Raw genomic sequence first — 17,474 nt, 5'->3', positions numbered from 1 at the left:
CCAGTATAAACGTATAAGGCGTGTTGTTCATGGGGTTCAAAAAATCGCTGCCGGCTGTCATCCTTGTGATGGCCCCGGCAGTCTGCTTATTGCTCATAGCGGCCTCCATCCTGTATGGAGCCAAGAATATTTCGATGGATACCGTCTGGGACTCCATCTTCGCTTTTGACCCGGAGAGCATCGACCATCAGATCATTATGAGTTCCCGGCTGCCCCGAGTCGTCGGGGCTATGCTGATCGGTGCTTTTCTGGCGGTTTCGGGCGCTCTTATGCAGGGGATGACAAGAAACTATCTAGCCTCCCCCTCCATTATGGGGGTATCGGACGGTTCGGTGTTCGCGGTGACCTTGTTCATGGTATTCATTCCGAATGCCAGCTCCAATATGTACATTGTCAGTTCATTGGTTGGTTCCGCGATCGGTGCAGCCGTCGTGTTCGGATTAGCATGGCTAATTCCAGGGGGGCTCAGTCCGGTTCGGCTGGCTATACTCGGAACCGTGATCGGGACATTTCTTAGCGGAACGGCCGAAGCTTTGGCAGCTTATTTTCAGATTTCCCAAAGCATCAGTTTTTGGTACAATGCCCGGTTGCATGCCATGGATCCCGAGCTGATCAAGCTGAGCATTCCGTTTGCGATCGTCGGTTTGTGCCTCGCCGTGGTTTTGTCCAAATCGATCACGCTGCTCTCCCTCGGGGACGAGACGGCCAAGGGGCTTGGCGTCAAAACATGGCTGGTGAAAGGCCTTGCGATGCTGGCGGTCGTGATCTTGACGGGCGTATCGGTGGCGCTGGCAGGGAAGGTTGCCTTTGTAGGCTTGATTGTCCCTCATATTGCACGGTACTTATCGGGCTCCGATTACCGATGGATCGTACCGGTGTCGGGCGTGCTTGGCGGCATGTTCCTGGCGCTGTGCGACATTCTCGCCCGGTTCGTGAACAGCCCTTTCGAGACGCCGGTCGGTGTCATCACTTCGCTGATCGGCGTGCCGTTCTTCCTCTATCTGATCAAGACGAGGGGAGGGGCTCAGCGTGCGTAACACATCTTATCGGTTCCCGATGGTGCTGGCAGGCGGGATAGCGGTCGTATTGGCAGCCGTTTATTTCAGTCTGACCAACGGAACGTTTGACATGTCCATCAAGGAAGTATTCCAGACGCTCTTTCGGATGAAGCCCAATGCGGACTTTGATCTTGTCGTGTTTGAATTCAGGCTCCCACGAATCGTGCTTGGCGCCCTTGTCGGGTTTGCGCTCGGTATGGCCGGTGCCGTCATCCAAGGGGTTACCCGCAACGGGCTTGCGGATCCGGGCATCCTCGGCATCAATGCAGGCGCCGGCATGGCGGTCGTACTGTTTATGTTCCTGCTGCAAGGGCAGATCACGATGACCGGCTGGCTCGGGGTGATGATGATGCCCATGTTCGGCATCGCGGGCGGTTTGGCAGCGACCACGGCCATATACATGTTTGCGAGAGAAAACGGAAAGCTGGATCCCCAGCGGCTCATACTTGTGGGCATTGCGATCGCATCCGGCTTTGGAGCCGTTACCATGTATGTTTCGCTAAAAATGAACCCGAAAGATTATGAGATGGCGGTTGCCTGGCTCGCCGGCAGCCTTCATAGCGCCAACTGGAAGTTTGTGGTGACCATGCTGCCGTGGCTCGTTATTTTGCCGCCTGTCATCTGGCTTCGCTCTCAAGTGCTCGACTTGTTCCAGCTGAGCGAGGAAAGCGTGAAGAGCGTCGGGGTATCCGTCGAGCGCGAGAAAAATAGACTGCTTCTCTGCAGCATCGGTCTGGTGAGCGCCAGCGTAGCCGTATCCGGCAGCATCGGGTTTGTCGGCCTGATTGCTCCGCATATGGCCAGGCAGCTTGTCGGACTGCGGCACAGGCATATCATCCCGATCAGCGGCATTGCCGGCATGGCGATTGTTGTCATGGGCGACTTCATCGGCAGAACGATATTCGCTCCGGCCGAGCTTGCTGCAGGCATTGTGGTATCCGTGATCGGGGTTCCGTATTTTATCTACTTATTAATTCGCATGAGAAAATAAAAGCCTTTCGGGAGGATCACATGAATCGTTACAAGCAGCTGGCAGTTGAAGGCAGAGAGCTTACACTGTATCTGCCTCCTTCCTATCTGGAGTCTGACCGTTCCTATCCTGTTGCCTATGTTCAAGATGAAGGAGATATGTTCACGGACTGCCTGAACTATTTGAATCATTTGTTTGCGGCAGGCCGGCTGGAAGAGGTCATCCTGGTCGGAATCTCGACAACGAACCGGAATCGTGAGTATACGCCTTGGCCGGCTGAGCCTTTGCTGGAGAGCAACCCTCCTTTCGGCGGGGAGGGGAGAGCTTATGTGGATGAGGTAGCGGATGTCATCAAAGCATACATAGACCATCGGTACCGAACGCTTCCAGCGCCTGAGCATACGGCCATCATGGGAGGCTCCTTTGGCGGTTTGATCTCGATGTTCGCGGGATATTGGCGTCCCGATACCTTCGGACGAATCGGCATGCTGTCGGCTTCGTTATGGTACGAGGGGGTGATGGACTACATCCGCCAGCAGGGAAAATGGCCGGCTGAGCAGCGGGTGTATATGTCCGTCGGGCAGCTTGAAGGGGCGTATAAGCAAAATGCGCAGAAAAACATGTTTGTGAACAACGTGGAGGCCCATCGGTTCTGGCTTGAGCAAGGGGTGAGCCCTGAGCGGCTGCAGCTGGCGGTAGATCCTGACGGAACCCATGATCCTATCTTTATGTCCAGAAGATTTCCGGATGCGCTGCGGTGGCTGTTCGTCGTAGAAGCAGAGGAGCAGGCGAAGGGGCGAGCTCAACATGAGGATCCGGATTATCAGGAAAAGCACGAATCGCATAATAATCAAGTAAACCAAGTAAAGGCCACTTTGTTTTCCGTACCGGGAACGCTGACCTGGTCCATGCAGTCCGACGTGACGGGACGCGAATACCGCATTTTCATCGCCGAGCCGATGGGACCGCCTCCTGAGGGAGGTTATCCCGTGTTATATTCGCTGGATGCCAATGCCACCTTCGGCACGCTGGCCGAAGCCATCCGCCTGAAATCCCGTACGCCTCGGGGCATTCCCTCTGCGCTCATTGTCGGCATCGGCTTTGACAGCGACAGCCCTATCGTAAGCAGCGAACGCTTCTATAACTTTACGGAATATGCCGATCCCGCTGAACTGCCAGTCCGGCCAAACGGCATGGATTGGCCGGAGACGGGCGGCGTGGAGGCGTTCCTTACCTTCATCGAGCAGCAGCTGAAGCCGGCCGTGGAGCGGCGGTATGCCGTGAACCGATCGAAGCAGGCGCTGTTCGGACACTCGCTCGGTGGATTTTTCACCTTGTATACCTTATTCACCAGACCGGATGCCTTTTCGCGGTATATTGCGGCATGTCCCTCGGTGTGGTGGAAGAACTACGCGCTGTACCAGCGATGGGAAGAGGGGAAGAACCGCTTACGACAGAGCGGGGAGCGCAAGTCGCTCCGCCTTTACGTGGGGGCCGAGGAGAAGCCGTCCATGGTGAAGGATGCCAGGGAACTCTATGCCTTTCTCAGAGGGCATGAAGAGGTGCTGGAGACGACGTTCGACGAAATTGAGGGTGAAGGGCATGTTTCGGTACTGCCGACCCTTATAAGCCCCCTGCTTCGTTTTGTGAACGCGTAATCAACCAACGAATGCCTCAAGCATAAATAAGCAGCTTCGAATCCAGTGATCATCGGGATATCGAAGCTGCTTATTCTGTGTTGTATGCAGAGGGGTAGTTAATCGGGCAATTCCGGATCATCGAGAATGGAGGAATATTTCGGGTATAATCTGCGAATGCAATCCGGACAAATATCATGGGTAAACTCAATGGGGAGGCGGCTCTCCAAATAGCTCTCCACAGGCTCCCATTCATCCGCTTGTCGAACATATTTGCATACGGCACAGATAGGAATATGTCCTGGAAGAGGGAAGCTGTGAGCCAGCGCTTGTTCCAGCAGCAGTTCCTTGTGCTTGAACTTCGTAATATCCGTGAACGATATCATGGCTCCGTGAACACGGCCGTCCTTGTTCATCATCAGCGGCAGCACCTCGCACAGAACCCAGTTCTGCCGGTCATTCCATTCCACGGCATATTCAAAAGAATAATCAGGCAGCTTGCCCAGCATCACTTCCTTTACGGAGGGCAAATCCATCTCATGGGAAAATGGATCGAATACAGAACCAAAGTGCCTGAAAGTCATATCGAAAAAAGATGCTCCATGCCACCTAAAGTCAGGAGGGACACCGTATTTTTCGGCCATGGCAATGAGCGGATCGTTGATTTTGTCTATGATGCCATCCGGGGTAATGACCATCAGCCCCTTATTCAAGGAGTGCACCGCATTATTCCAGGATGTGGTCATGGTATCGTAGGGCAATTTACTCGCTCCTCGTACGGAATAGACTCATGAGTAAAAGATACGACGATCCATGAGTACTATGGTATAATTTAGGCAATATATCTAGATTATACACGTAATTAAGTCATTATGCAAGAAAAAAATACGTACATAAGATATTTTTCTTTTAAAGAGAAATAGGAAGGCGGTTGTTTGATGCAGTCTATTTACCAACGAATCGAACATCTCATAGAAAGCCGGGGTATGACCAAGAAGGCGTTTTGTGAAACCCTCGGGATCAGCACAGGAAATTTTGGTGACTGGAAGAGGGGAAAAACAACGCCGAGCACGAATAAATTGATTGAGATTGCAGCATTTTTTTCCGTCAGCCTGGATTGGCTGATTATAGGAAGAGGCAGTCCGACCAACCGTGTCAAGGAAGCCCGCGGGGAATATGAAGTAGATCCGGAATCTTTGGATCCTGCCTTAATGTCCGGTCTGACAGAGCATGAGAAGGAATTTATCCGCGAATACATCGAGTTTTCGGCTTATCGGAAGGATAAGCGCAGCGACAAGAGCTAGCTGATGAAAACGGCCAACCCAAAGGCCCAGAATTTGGCGCTTTACATTTGAGCAAGAGGGCAGTATAATAGGGAATGTTCGCTGCAGAACATCCCTTATACATGCGGTAGTGGTGGAATGGCAGACACGCTATCTTGAGGGGGTAGTGGGTGTATACCCGTGGAGGTTCGAGTCCTCTCTACCGCATACTTCATAAAGAAGCTGTTTATCAAGTGGAATTCCCTTTGATAAGCGGCTTTTTTTGTTATGTTCTTCGCGTGCCGGGATAATGCTCATCTATGGTGAAATGCCTTATTTATCGTTTCAAATTGCCCTGAAAGTTTAAAGAGTACATGTAGAGACCATAATAGGGCATGAAGGAGATGAACGAGCATGAAACCATTATACACAGCAGATGTTAAAGTCGTCGGAGGGCGGGAAGGCTCCGTTGAATCTACCGATGGCGTTCTCAATCACAAATTAAGCATGCCGAAAGAGCTCGGAGGTCCGGGCGGAGCCGGAACCAATCCGGAGCAGCTGTTCGCGGCCGGTTATGGCGCCTGCTATGAAAGCGCCCTGGCCAACATCGCCCGCAAGGAGGGCGTCGAGCTGAAGGATGTCGTGATCCACTCCCAGGTGTCGATCGGAAAAGACGAAGGCGCTGACGGCTTTAAGCTGGCAGTGAAGCTGAAGATCGAAATGCCGGGCATCGAACGAAGCCAGGCGGAGGATCTCGCGAAGAAAGCGCACGCGTTTTGCCCGTATTCCAAAGCAACCCGGGGCAACATTGACGTGGAGTTAAGCGTAAGCTGACGATGGAGGATTCGGATGGCTCTCTAAAATGGGGGTCATCCTTTTTTGTCGGCTAAAGTCGCTCAATATGAAACTTTTTACATGATACGCCGTACTTCAGTTAAAGCTATGCATTGAAAGGGGCGCTTGGAATGCGAATAGAACAAATGATAGAGGAACGGTTTGTATGCAGCAAATGCGGAGGGAACCACTGCCAGACGAAAGAGGTCTCGATGTCCGGGGCAGGCTTGAGCAAAATGTTTGATATTCAGCACAATCATTTCCTATTTGTTTCCTGCACGAACTGCGGATATGTGGAAGTCTTCAACCCGGATATATTGGAAGGTAAAAAGAGGGGGCAGCTGGGCTCGATCCTGGATGTGTTCTTCGGTTGACATCACCCCTAAAATTCTTTAATATGACTAAGTACCAGAAAGTACAAACCAGTCATAAGGAATTTAAATAAAATAAACGGGTGATGAACATGCCATACAGACCGCAGATTGCAAATGTGACCACAGCTGGAAGCAATGAAAAGGAAGGGCTTTACGAATTCATTATCCACACGGCTGACGGAACGGATATTCGCGTATTCTATAACCGCTTCCCGGAATGGAAACTGACTGCGCTTAGCCGACTTGGGAAAGTACCTTGCCCGGTTTGTCGTAAGGATTTCATATGCAAATGCATGGAGAAATTCTCGAACGAATTCGACCAGCAGATGAGAGACGGCGAGTGGCTGAACAAAGCTGCTGAGTAATAAACCAATAAGCGTACTTGATCAAGCGTAGGAGAGGGCTCCTGCGTTTTTTCTTTTTTTATGGCGTGAAGGGAGCGAAGAAAATATGAAGGATCGTGCAACCGAAAATCATGAGGAATATGCAATTGTGCTGATTGATGGCGTGTGCCATATGTGCCAGGGGCTGACCCAATTCATTATCAAGCGAGATCCCGCGGGTGCTTTCCGGTTCGCTTCGCTGCAATCCGAGATCGGTCAGGAGCTGTTGAGGCAGGGAGGGCTCGATGGAGATTCGCCGGAGACGATGGTGCTGATTGAACAGGGGAGATATTACACCAGATCGACGGGAGCTCTTCGGATTGCGCGGCGTCTTCGTTTTCCTTGGCCGCTGTCGTATGTCCTGATCATGATACCCCCTTTCTTACGGAACCTGGTGTACCGCTGGGTGGCGAAGAACCGTTACCGGTGGTTCGGGCAATCCAGTGAGTGCATGGTGCCGACGCCGGACATTCGGCGCCGGTTTTTATCCTGATTCCGCTTGTTTTAATGATGATGCTCTGCCGTGCCTTCTTGGAATGTCGGAGTTCCCGCCTCCAGGTAGGCAAGCTCGGCCTCGGACAGTTTGCCGACGGCGAACGGTTTCTGGGGAATGATGATGGAGCCGTTGTTGCCGCTGTGCAGCTTGATGAAATACAGCCCCTCTTTTACGAAGGTTTTGGTCACCGTATACACGCCATCGCCTACCTCGACCGCATCCGTCATGGGATCCCGCAGGGAACCGTCATGGCTCCACAGCTCGTAGTGGACAAAATCCGCACCGGGCACTCTTTTGCCATCTTGGGTAAGGATAATCTCGATGGTCTCCGGCTGTTGGACGGATAATACATCCGGAATGTTCACCTCGGCCATCAGCGGAATTTCTTTTACATACCGGTCGGCTGCCTCGGGACTGGCCGAACAAGCGCTCAGCAGCAGAACCGATAGCAGTACGGTTATAATAATACGGCCTTTTACGATCATGAAACCGCAACCCCTTATTTTTGATTAAGTCCTAAGCGAATCAGGCGTTCAGGAAAGCCTTGATCGCCGGTATCTTCCGCACGATGACAGAATCGATGATCCACACGATGATGAGAGACAAGCCCACAAGCGGGAACAGAATCCCCAAAGAGATAAGCACCAGCAGGAACAGCCTCATGCTCTTGGCGCCCGTCTCGGGCGCTTTCGGAGCCCCCAGTCCGTGATCCGGTTTTCGTTTCCACCACAAGTACAAACCGCTTACCGCAATAAGAATGATGCCTAGGCATATCAGCAAACTGAAAATCTGGTTGACGATTCCGAATTGGGTTCCTTTATGCAGCGTAATGCCCAGGGCAACGGCTTTGCCGACAAATCCGTAATGATCATAGCGATAATCCGCCAACACCGCGCCGCTGTACTGGTCGATATGCAGGGTGGCTTCGTCCTGCGCTTTCGGTGGATAGGCCGACAACGTATACACGCCGTCCGCTTGCTGCGGGATGCTGATGGTGTAACTCGGATGCATCCCCTCGCTTCGGGCCACATACATGACATCTTCAATCGGAAGCGGCATAAAGTCGGAGATGGTGGAGTTGGGAACCTCCAGATTTTCGGCCGCCCAAGGGACCTCTGCGACTTCCTTCGTCCGTACCACATGGGAGGACGGCGCACTGCCCGACCAGATGGAAGGAGGATAGCCGGCACCGGTATTGGTTGCCATGGTTTGGAAATTGCTGCCCCACAGGCCTGACCAGGGTAATCCGGTCATGACGAGAAACAGCATGCCAGCCGCGATCCAGAATGCGGGAACGGCGTGCAGGTCCCGGCGAAGAATCTGCTTGCCCTTGCCGAGCCTCGGATACAGGATCCCTGCGAGGCTTCTTTTCTTTTTGCTTTTGTTTTTATTTTTCGGCAACCATAAAAACAAACCGGTGATGATGAGCACGATCGCCCAGCAGGCGGCAAGCTCCACGATCCGGTCCCCGATCGTCCCGACCATCAGCTCGCCGTGGAACTCCTCGATTTTGTCCATGATCCGGTCTTTGTCTTTCAGCTCGCCCATCTTTTCTCCCGTATAGGGGTCCATGAAGACGGTCATGGATTCGCTGCCCGAGGTCAGACTGATTTCCGTGGAGCGGGAATCCGACTCGCCGGGGCGGTATTTCGTGATGGTAGCGTCAGGGTAGAGCTCTTTCACTTGTCCGACCAGCTTGTTGGGCGTTACCCGTTCGGATTGTGGGGTTACCGTGTAGAAGTCCCGATATAACGCTTGTTCAATCTGAGGCTTAAATAAGTAAACGGAGCCGGTTACAGCCAGGATGATCAGAAAAGGAGCGAAAATGATGCCGGCATAGAAATGCCATCTCCAGACGGTTTTGTACAATGCGGCAGAGCTTGGATTTGCTGATTGATTTTCATTGGGTTTGGCTGCCGGCGTTTTCTTTTTCCCCATGGCTCGTGGCTCCTTTTCAAATACGGCTAAAATTTATATAAGATGAACAATGCGTTCATTTCATATATGCAAACAGGTTTATAGCTACTTCAGCGGGGCCCGGAAACCGGCTTGCTCGGCTTCTTCCTCGCTGCAGAACCACTGCTCCTGCTTCGTGCGCTCATAGTACGGGGATTCGGGCGTATGATAGATTTTCTCGCCCTTGGAGTTGATGTTGCCTTTAATGTCGCAGGCTTGCTTGGACGGTTGGGGTTTCTCGGTAGGCGCTTGGGTTGCTGTGGTGTCATGGTTGTTGCTCTTATTCGTATCGTCCTGTTCCTCGGGATGGAATCCGTCTTCCTGGGCGTAGTTCTCTACGCTCCATATGCCGAGCCCCTTGTCCCGGCTGATCCGCTGCAAATCATCGAATTTGTCCACATAGCGCGTGTTGGGCGGATAGATGTAGGCGACGCGGGCCAGTCCTTCTTCAAGCAGCGATTCCTGGACCATTTTCCCGTCGGCATACACGTAAGCGAGCAGCCTGGAATATTTATCCCGGTTCGGACCGATATCGAACTCCAATTCAAGCCGATCGGCTTGTTCCACGAGCTCCTTCGTAAAAGCCTTGGCCTCGGGCCCGAACGGCTGGACGCCCAGTTTCGGATGGCTTGTCTCGGGCGTGTCGACCAGCAGCATGCGAACATTCTCTTTTTTGCCCTCGAACATGACGCTGATGGTGTCGCCGTCAACGGCTTTGACCAATTCCACGGCAACCCGCGGCAGGTTCAGATCATCGGTGGGATAGGTCGTCTGCTTGGCATTCGTTGTGCCGGCGTCTGTCTCGGCTTCGGATGTACGGGACGCTGCGGTTTCTTCGTTCGACGTCGCAGGGGACATCAGCGGCTGGCTGCAGCCGGATAATAACAGCAGGGCGGTTAGAAAAGCGGCTAGTATACGTTTGTTCATGGGTGTCACTCTCCAAGCTTGGAAGTATTGGTTTAGATGGTTTAGGAGTTTATATATGTTAATTCTATATAAGAAGTTTCTATATAGAGAACACTCGTTCTAAGCCTATATAGTAGGACATTTATCCTTGTTTTGACAATAGTGATTAAGGGCTATCTCTACATAAAAAATAAAATCTTGCCGTTATCCTGCAACTGTGATATTCTAATGTCAAATTATAACAGACAACGGAAGCACCGTTCATTGTCCGCGATTTTCGCGGCTTTGACGGTGCTTTTTTTGCGTTGTTACAGAAGAGAGGGATTGGCATGATGATACCGGCCCGACTAGTGCTGGCAGTGCAGGATTCCCGGTATGTCGAACCGCTGCTGAATTATGTGCATGGAAGCTCCTACGGATCGGCCCTGCAGGTGACCGCATTCACCCGCGTAGAATCATTCCTTCATTATATGGACTCGGGGGAGAAGCCGAATTTGGTCGTGGGGGATGCGGATATGCTGGAGAACTGGCTCAGCCAGAGGGAGGCATCGGTTCCATGGCTGCTCCTAAGCGAAGGCCATTCGGCGCTTTCTCTTATGGAGGGCTGCGACAGCACCCCCAAATACCAGCCGCTGCCTCAGCTGCTGGACATCATGGTAACCCGTTGCAGGCGAAGCGGGGGAACGCTGGAGAAATTGAATTCGGGATCAACACCGGTGATCGGCATCGTATCTCCCCTGGGCGGGAGCGGGAAATCAACGATCGCCATGAACATGGCGAAGCAGCTTGGCGTGCTCGGTTTGAGAGTTTTCTATCTCAATTTGGAGAGCGTGAACAGCAGTGCGTTGTTTCCGTCCGGATCCGTGGGCATGGAGGGGAGCTTTTCGCGATTACTGTATGACGTTAAGGCCTCCCAAGAATCGGCTTCCGAGACGGAGCTGTCGATAGCTCCTTATATCATCAGGCATCATGGCTTGAAGTGCGATTCCTTTGAGCCCAGCTTCAACGTTAAGGAAATATCGGAAATGACCGTGGACGATACATCCCTGCTGTTGACCTCCCTGATATCTTGCCATCATTACGATGCCATTGTGGTGGATACCGAGGGGGACTCGGGGGAACGATTGCAGGCGGTTCTCGAACAGGCCGGACTGCTGATCTGGGTGCTGTTGGATGATTTGATCAGCATGCATAAGAGCGGCGTATGGCTGGATCAATTGGAGCTTAAGAGCCCCGCCCTGTTCGGAAGCGTGAGGAAACGGAGCCGCTTCATCGTCAACCGGTACACGGGTCAGCTTGTTAACGGGCTTCCCCGCAAGGATATGAGCGTAGACGGCGTGCTGCCTTATATACCTTCATGGAAGCAGCTCCATCGGGAAGATCTGCTGTTGTCCTCGCCGATCTATCAAAGGGAGGTATTGAAGCTCTGCCAGCAGCTGCTGGAGGGCTCGGGTATCATGCCGGTTCATGCGGGCGGTGGGAAGTGATGATGGAGGATCCGTTTAAATCGGTTCGGGATCAGGTTCGGTCCGAGCTTGATATGAGTGCGAGCGTTAACAATTCGGAATTGATGGCCCGCATCGAGGAAATGGTGTGGAGAAGACGCGAGCTCATGGAGTTGACCGCAGCCGAGAAGCGGAGGCTGGTGCGGAGGGTATTCGATTCTTTTCGCGGGCTGGATGTGCTTCAGCCTCTGGTGGACGACCCCCGGATTACGGAAATTATGATAAACAGCTACCAGGATATATTCATCGAGCAGGACGGCGAGGTCAAGAAGCTGCCGCTCCAATTCGAGTCCCGGAGCCGGCTGGAGGATATCATTCAGAGTATTGTGGGTACGGTAAACCGGGTGGTGAATGAATCGACGCCCATCGTTGACGCGAGATTGAAGGACGGCTCCCGGGTGAATATCGTGCTCCCGCCCATCGCGCTGAAAGGGCCGACCATGACGATCCGCAAGTTTCCGGAATCGCCGATGACGATGGATGATTTGGTTGGAAGGGGAGCGCTGACGGAGGAGGCGGCAGAGCAGCTTCGGATATTGGTCAAGGGCAAGTATAACATTTTTATAGGCGGCGGGACGGGGTCGGGGAAGACGACTTTCCTGAATGCGCTGTCGCAATATATTCCGCCTGATGAACGTGTCATTACGATCGAGGACTCGGCGGAGCTGAAGATCGTGACGGTCCCGAACCTCGTGTCGCTGGAGACCCGGAATGCCAACACGGAAGGCCGGGGGGAGATCGCGATGCGTGATCTGATCCGTTCCTCGCTGCGGATGCGTCCCAATCGGATCGTGGTGGGCGAGGTGCGGGGCAGCGAGGCGCTGGATATGCTGCAGGCCATGAATACAGGGCATGACGGAAGTTTGTCGACGGGGCACGCCAACAGCACGCAGGACATGATCAGCCGTTTGGAGACGATGGTACTGAGCGGTGCGGATCTTCCGATCAGCGTGGTCCGCCAGCAGATTAGCTCGGCGATTGATATATTTGTGCATTTATCCCGGTTAAGGGATCGATCGCGACGCGTAACGGAGATTAGCGAAGTGATTGGAATGAGCGACGGCGAGGTGGTGCTGAACCCGCTGTACCGGTTCCGTGAAACGGGCGAATCGGGCGGCCGGGTGATTGGGCGCCTGGAGCCTTGCGGCAATCCGCTTCAATCGGCGGACAAGCTTCATATGGCCGGGATTACGGCTTGGCCGCTGCAGAAGATGATGGAGGTGACATAAATGAAACGCTCCGGCAGTTCTGCCTGGATGTCCAAAGAGGGCCAAGGCGGCCGAGTGATCAAGAGGAGCAAAATCGCCGGTAAACCCGAGCATGCAGCCGCGGCCCGAACCCACGCCCTTCCGGATTACAGTGTCTATCATCTCTCGATGAGTCACAGAACGGCATGTGTGATCCTTGGCGGCCTTTTGTTTTGCTTCATCGGTTATCTGTTTTATCACAATCTGATATTGTCGCTGCTGCTGGGAGCGGGAGGGCTGATGATCCCTAAATTATGGCGGCGGTTTATGCTGGATCGCAGACGGAGGACGCTGAATCTTCACTTCAAGCAAGCTCTCTATTCCTTGTCCTCGTCCCTGTCGGCCGGCCGCTCCGTGGAGAACGGGTTCAGGGATGCCGTTCAGGACTTGCTGCTGCTGGATCCCGGAGGCAGCAGCGATCTGATCTTCGAACTCAAAGTCATTGTGTCCCGTTTGGAGTACGGCGAGCCTATCGAAGTGGCACTGCAGGATTTTGCAAGAAGGGCGGGGATGGAGGATCTAACGAATTTTGCGGATGTCTTCTCGACTTGCAAACGCACAGGCGGCGATTTGGTCGAAGTCGTGCGCAGAACCTCCTCCGTCATCGGGGAGAAGCTGGATATCCAGCAGGAGATATCCGTGATGATTGCACAGAAGCGGTTCGAATCCAAGGCGCTTCTTGCCGCCCCGTTCCTCCTGCTGCTGTTCATGAATATGACATCCCCCAATTATATGGAGCCCATGTACAGCGGATCGGGGATCATGATCTCTACTCTTGCACTTGCGGCTTTAGGAGGCTGTTTCTTATGGATCACCAAAATGATGGATATCAAGGTGTAAGGAGGTGAGGCGGGGATGCTGACATGGATGTCCGGCGCGCTGACGGTTCTGCTTGTGGGTGGTTGGGTGGTGCTGAATCGAACGTGCGGCGAACGATACCATCGTCTTGGCAGATTGTCCATGGATGGGCTCAGGCTGCAGCGGTTAGCGCCGCCTGTGTTGTTCCTGCTGGAGCGGGGGAAGGTTCCGATGCGCTTCCCGATTGTATTCTACCGGATGCAGGGCTCCGTTCAGAAGATCCATGGTCTGCGGCACAGCGCGGAAATGACGTTGTTATTTATGGCCGAGGCCCTTGCGTATACATGGCTTATTTTGATCGGCGGCTGCTTGTGGTCGTTGCTGTCCGGGGAAGTAATCGGACTTCTGGCTGGATTCGGATTGGGGGCATTGCTGCCCGTCGCTTTGGTGAAGGATCTCCATAAAAAGGTCACGCTGCGTGAGCAGGATATCGTGATGGAGCTGCCGGAGCTTCTGAACAAGATTGTGTTGCTTGTCGGCGCCGGCGAGACGGTGCAGCGGGCGATCATTCATTGCGTGGAACGGAACAAGGACGAGAGCCATCCCCTGTATGCTGAGCTGAAGAGAATGGTGCTTGAATGGGAGGGAGGCCATCCGTTCCAGCAAGCCTTCGAGCAGTTCAATAAACGGTGCGGCGTTCAGGAAGTATCGATATTTACAACAACCGTCCTGCTTAATTTTCGGCGCGGCGGGAACGACTTTGTCCTGGCACTGCGGGATTTGTCCCGCGTGCTGTGGGAGAAGCGCAAGGCCATTGCAAGAACAAGGGGCGAGCAGGCCTCCTCGAAGCTGGTGCTGCCAATGGTGGTCATCTTCATGATCGTGATTGTTTTGCTCGGAGCGCCTGCATTTATGATGATGAACATGTAGAAGGGACCGGTGTACGAAATATGATGTTAAACATGGCGAAGAATGGTATGAAAGCTTTTTGGAAGGATGAGGAAGGGATCGGAACGCTTGAGATGATCCTGATCCTCGTCGTTATTTTGATTATCGCGCTTATATTTAAAGATCAGATTACGGCCTTGGTGAACAACTTGTTTAAAAACGTGAACAACAAGAGCAAAGAGTTCCTTGAATAATAGGCTCCAGAAAAGATGGAAGGACGATACGGGGAGCTTCACGGTTGAAGCCTCCCTGGTTCTTCCCATCGTGCTGATGGTGACGGTTTTGCTTCTGTTCCTATGCTTGTATATCTATCAGCAGTCCATGCTGGTTCAGGCATCGGCCGCGGCTTCCGAAAGGACCGCGTATATCTGGGACAACAGCCATAAGATCGCTGCCTCGGGATCCGTGGAACAGGGACGCCATGATGCGTTATATTGGCGGTTAACCGACGATAACGTTGTCGGGACCTTATTCGGTTTGGCGGGGGGAGACAGTACGAGGTCGATTACACTGCCGCAAGGGGAGGCTGAGAGCGCAGGGAAATTGCCCGAGCTTAAGATGTCCAAGGGCGGCACGGCCGTGCCTTCCAGCATGGTTGGAGAGATTCGTTATACGAATCAGCTGCTCATACGAAAAGTAACGACGTCGTTAAACGAGCAGGTCTCTCTGACGCCAATCAGCCGAATGCTGGACGATGGCGGCCAGATCGAGGTCAACTCACAATCGATTGTGGTTGATCCCGTTGAATTTATCCGCACGGTGGATTTGATGCGATATTACGGATCGAAGTTTCAAGGCGGGAGAAACGGAACGGATAAGGCAGCCGCAGGGGAAGTTCTACAAAAGTTCGGAGGTTCGCGATAGTCATGACGAAGCATGGGAAAGCGCGGTCTAGTCGGAGAAGGAGAGAGGTGGGCCGATCGTCCGATGGATCTGTATCTGTTTTTTTGATTATCGCCCTGGCAGCCGTATTTATGTTTGTAGCCATATTCATTGATTTCTCGCGTATCGCGGCCATGAAGGTGCACAGCGAGAGGCTGACAAGAGCAGCCGTACGCTCCGTGATGTCATCCTACGATCCGCAGCTGCAGAAGGAATACGGACTGTATGCCCATGGGGGCACCAGCGGGGATCTCATTATGGGCAACGTGCTGAATGACAGCTTGAACCCGGGAGATCGCAGCGATGCGTTCCGGTTAATGGCGATGGAACTCGATAGCTCGGGGCTTGAATTGCAGCGTCCATTGGGCACTTATGACATCTTCAACCGGCAGATCATCGAGGACATGAAGTATAAAGCGCCGATCGATTTCACTTTGGAATTAGTGGGCAAGTTCAAACCTTTATCGCAGTCCATGAAGGAAGCTTCCAATACGGTCGATGTGCTTAAGAAGCTGCGCAGGCTGTATGACAAGCGGGAAGCGGCGCTGGATGAGATGCTGGCAAAGCAGCGCAAGGCAGGAGAGCATGCGATCCGGCTATCGAAGCTGGTCATGGATCCGCCTGGACAACCGATCAACGATACTTCGCTCGGGGACAGCATCCAAACCGCTGCCGACGGGGCATCGCAGTATGAGGATTATAAAGATAAACAACAGGAGGACGCGGACAGGCCCCCAAAAGAGAAACAGTATACGCTTCTGCTCATGGCTTACCGGAGCGGAATGTCTTCCATCGGCTCGCAGATATCGAGAGAGGCCGAACGGCTTCAGCGCGAGAATGGCAAGCTCCTAACGGACGCGCAGCAATTATGGGAGGAAGCCAGGAGTTTGAACGAGGAGATGAAGCAGGTCATCAAGGAATCCGAGAACCGTTCATCTAATGCGGGGTATGACCAAGTGACGAATGACATAACGCCGGGGTCAGCCGATTCCTCCGGGTCGGAAGCGGAGATGATCCAATCCATTCGGAAGCAAGCGGACAAGTTAATTCATGGCGATGTCTTCTTAAACGGCTTTCGGCAAGAAATTGAAAACCAGGAGCGTCGTTATCAACAGGTTGTCCGAGCTGTGGCCGCGCTGCAGTCTTCATTGGGCGGGGAGGGGATGAAGGGAGCCGTGATCGGAGCTAGCCGCGAATTGCAGAATTACATTTCTAATTATGGGGTATCAGGCAGCGGAAATATCATGGATCGGCAGCAGGCGGCATTGGAGCAGTTTCGCACATCGGATAAGGAACGGAAGGCGATGGAGAAGCTGGCCAATCAGAAGCTGAAGCAGGCATCCAAAGCCATCGAGGCGATCAACGGGCTGAATGGGCAGAATCAAGCCATTATGGATGAGTTTCGTGAACTCCAGCAGTACTATGACGAAAGCCTTCAATTTAATGCGGAAGCAGACAGCATGAGTAAGGGAAAGCCGCTGGACGACGATCCGTATGATGCCGGCAAACAAGCAATGGATAATATGGACGGTATGTTTGGATTTATGGGGAACGTGCTTGGCGGTGTTAGGGATGAACTGTTTCAGAATGAGTACGCCGTTCATTATTATCAGCATTTCGATGTCGGGAACTTATCCGGAATCGTTGACGGGTCCAGCACGGGAGAGGAGATAGTGCAGGAGTTCGCTATCGGGAATCAGGAAGTGGAATATATTCTGTACGGATTCCACAACCCCGCCGGGAATATTTCGGCGGCTTATGCAGAAATATTCGCTTCCAGGCTCGCGATTCGGACGATGGAAGGATTCGTCGTCAACAGCAAATTAGGAAATCCGTTGGCGGTTTTGGCGGCAGCCATCCTGTATGGGATCGAGAAGGCTATCGAGGATATGATCCAGCTGTGTCAGAAGGGAAGCGTTCAGCTTTCCAAGTATGTACCCGTTGAGCTTACCTACAGGGATCATTTACGAATATTTTTGTTTATTCACAGCAATAACGAGAAGAAGTTATCACGCATGCTGGCGCTGATACGATTAAACACCGGCATCAATCCTGCGGAGCGATTTACTTACGCTTCAGGGGAAGTTAGGACGGCCATGCGTTTATGGTTTCTTCCGGGAGTGACGAAGTCGATCGGCGTTGCATTCGGAAGCGACGGGGATGAAGTTCAAGGAAGTCGGTACTTGGTCAAGCGCAAGGCGGATTTTTCCTATTAGGA

At 52.9% G+C, this 17,474-nt stretch carries 19 protein-coding genes and 1 tRNA gene; 16 read left to right on the top strand and 4 right to left on the bottom strand.

Annotated features, from left to right (window positions below; translation table 11 throughout):
- The first annotated feature begins 29 nt into the window (after positions 1–29).
- The 3 genes from RB297_RS29855 to RB297_RS29845 are packed head-to-tail and all read left to right on the top strand — an operon-like array spanning position 30 to position 3,686.
- Positions 30–1,037: a FecCD family ABC transporter permease gene (locus RB297_RS29855; protein ID WP_009594414.1), complete on the top strand. Its 1,008-nt coding sequence runs from the start codon at positions 30–32 to the stop codon at positions 1,035–1,037.
- Between the two features lie 19 nt (positions 1,038–1,056).
- Positions 1,057–2,049, top strand: coding sequence for a FecCD family ABC transporter permease (locus tag RB297_RS29850; protein WP_213579882.1), 993 nt, complete (start codon positions 1,057–1,059; stop codon positions 2,047–2,049).
- A 20-nt stretch (positions 2,050–2,069) separates the two neighbouring features.
- A complete protein-coding gene (locus RB297_RS29845; RefSeq protein WP_375122046.1) occupies positions 2,070–3,686 on the top strand; it encodes an alpha/beta hydrolase in 1,617 nt (538 codons plus the stop codon).
- 98 nt (positions 3,687–3,784) lie between these two features.
- On the opposite strand, the gene RB297_RS29840 is transcribed toward RB297_RS29845, so the two are convergent.
- On the bottom strand, positions 3,785–4,426 hold the full coding sequence (locus RB297_RS29840; protein ID WP_096776505.1) for a PAS domain-containing protein: 642 nt from the start codon (positions 4,424–4,426) through the stop codon (positions 3,785–3,787).
- Positions 4,427–4,603: 177 nt separating this feature from the next.
- Here RB297_RS29840 and RB297_RS29835 point away from each other — a divergent pair, with 177 nt between their 5' ends.
- From RB297_RS29835 to RB297_RS29810, 6 genes are all read left to right on the top strand, one after another.
- Positions 4,604–4,969 (top strand): helix-turn-helix domain-containing protein, encoded by a 366-nt coding sequence (locus tag RB297_RS29835; protein WP_090908987.1) that lies wholly within the window; start codon positions 4,604–4,606, stop codon positions 4,967–4,969.
- A gap of 103 nt (positions 4,970–5,072) precedes the next feature.
- Positions 5,073–5,155, top strand: a tRNA-Leu gene (locus RB297_RS29830).
- A gap of 186 nt (positions 5,156–5,341) precedes the next feature.
- Positions 5,342–5,761, top strand: coding sequence for an organic hydroperoxide resistance protein (locus tag RB297_RS29825; protein ID WP_015737236.1), 420 nt, complete (start codon positions 5,342–5,344; stop codon positions 5,759–5,761).
- Between the two features lie 131 nt (positions 5,762–5,892).
- Entirely contained in the window at positions 5,893–6,135 is a 243-nt protein-coding gene (locus RB297_RS29820; RefSeq protein ID WP_006212369.1) for a zinc ribbon domain-containing protein, read from the top strand.
- Positions 6,136–6,224: 89 nt separating this feature from the next.
- Complete coding sequence (locus RB297_RS29815) at positions 6,225–6,500, top strand: hypothetical protein (RefSeq protein WP_009594434.1); 276 nt, start codon at positions 6,225–6,227, stop codon at positions 6,498–6,500.
- Between the two features lie 85 nt (positions 6,501–6,585).
- Positions 6,586–7,011, top strand: a complete 426-nt coding sequence (locus RB297_RS29810; RefSeq protein WP_375122045.1) for a thiol-disulfide oxidoreductase DCC family protein — start codon at positions 6,586–6,588, stop codon at positions 7,009–7,011.
- A gap of 11 nt (positions 7,012–7,022) precedes the next feature.
- Here RB297_RS29810 and RB297_RS29805 read toward each other — a convergent pair whose 3' ends face one another.
- From RB297_RS29805 to RB297_RS29795, 3 genes are all read right to left on the bottom strand, one after another.
- On the bottom strand, positions 7,023–7,499 hold the full coding sequence (locus RB297_RS29805) for a FixH family protein (RefSeq protein WP_096776502.1): 477 nt from the start codon (positions 7,497–7,499) through the stop codon (positions 7,023–7,025).
- A gap of 40 nt (positions 7,500–7,539) precedes the next feature.
- Positions 7,540–8,952 (bottom strand): PepSY-associated TM helix domain-containing protein, encoded by a 1,413-nt coding sequence (locus tag RB297_RS29800; protein ID WP_096776501.1) that lies wholly within the window; start codon positions 8,950–8,952, stop codon positions 7,540–7,542.
- A gap of 84 nt (positions 8,953–9,036) precedes the next feature.
- Positions 9,037–9,897, bottom strand: coding sequence for a thermonuclease family protein (locus RB297_RS29795; protein WP_096776500.1), 861 nt, complete (start codon positions 9,895–9,897; stop codon positions 9,037–9,039).
- A gap of 308 nt (positions 9,898–10,205) precedes the next feature.
- Here RB297_RS29795 and RB297_RS29790 point away from each other — a divergent pair, with 308 nt between their 5' ends.
- The 7 genes from RB297_RS29790 to RB297_RS29760 are packed head-to-tail and all read left to right on the top strand — an operon-like array spanning position 10,206 to position 17,472.
- Entirely contained in the window at positions 10,206–11,363 is a 1,158-nt protein-coding gene (locus RB297_RS29790) for a P-loop NTPase family protein (RefSeq protein ID WP_375122044.1), read from the top strand.
- A complete protein-coding gene (locus tag RB297_RS29785) occupies positions 11,363–12,610 on the top strand; it encodes a TadA family conjugal transfer-associated ATPase (protein ID WP_375122043.1) in 1,248 nt (415 codons plus the stop codon). Before RB297_RS29790 ends, RB297_RS29785 begins: the two co-directional genes overlap by 1 nt.
- On the top strand, positions 12,611–13,468 hold the full coding sequence (locus RB297_RS29780) for a type II secretion system F family protein (RefSeq protein WP_375122042.1): 858 nt from the start codon (positions 12,611–12,613) through the stop codon (positions 13,466–13,468).
- Positions 13,469–13,483: 15 nt separating this feature from the next.
- Complete coding sequence (locus RB297_RS29775) at positions 13,484–14,356, top strand: type II secretion system F family protein (RefSeq protein ID WP_213579667.1); 873 nt, start codon at positions 13,484–13,486, stop codon at positions 14,354–14,356.
- Between the two features lie 20 nt (positions 14,357–14,376).
- Positions 14,377–14,568 carry a Flp1 family type IVb pilin gene (locus tag RB297_RS29770; RefSeq protein ID WP_096776495.1) on the top strand — a complete coding sequence of 64 codons (192 nt, stop codon included), beginning with the start codon at positions 14,377–14,379 and terminating at the stop codon, positions 14,566–14,568.
- The gene (locus tag RB297_RS29765; protein WP_096776494.1) at positions 14,561–15,238 is read left to right on the top strand and encodes a TadE family protein; all 678 of its coding nucleotides are present in this window, start codon (positions 14,561–14,563) and stop codon (positions 15,236–15,238) included. The genes RB297_RS29770 and RB297_RS29765 overlap by 8 nt, the downstream gene beginning before the upstream one ends.
- 47 nt (positions 15,239–15,285) lie before the next feature.
- Positions 15,286–17,472, top strand: coding sequence for an SNF7 family protein (locus RB297_RS29760; protein WP_255250645.1), 2,187 nt, complete (start codon positions 15,286–15,288; stop codon positions 17,470–17,472).
- The last annotated feature ends 2 nt before the right edge of the window (positions 17,473–17,474 follow it).

Origin of the sequence: Paenibacillus sp. CR_12, assembly GCF_041953985.1 — a bacterium.
Taxonomy (GTDB): domain Bacteria; phylum Bacillota; class Bacilli; order Paenibacillales; family Paenibacillaceae; genus Paenibacillus_AQ; species Paenibacillus_AQ lautus_A.
This window is presented reverse-complemented; position numbering and strand designations above follow the sequence as displayed.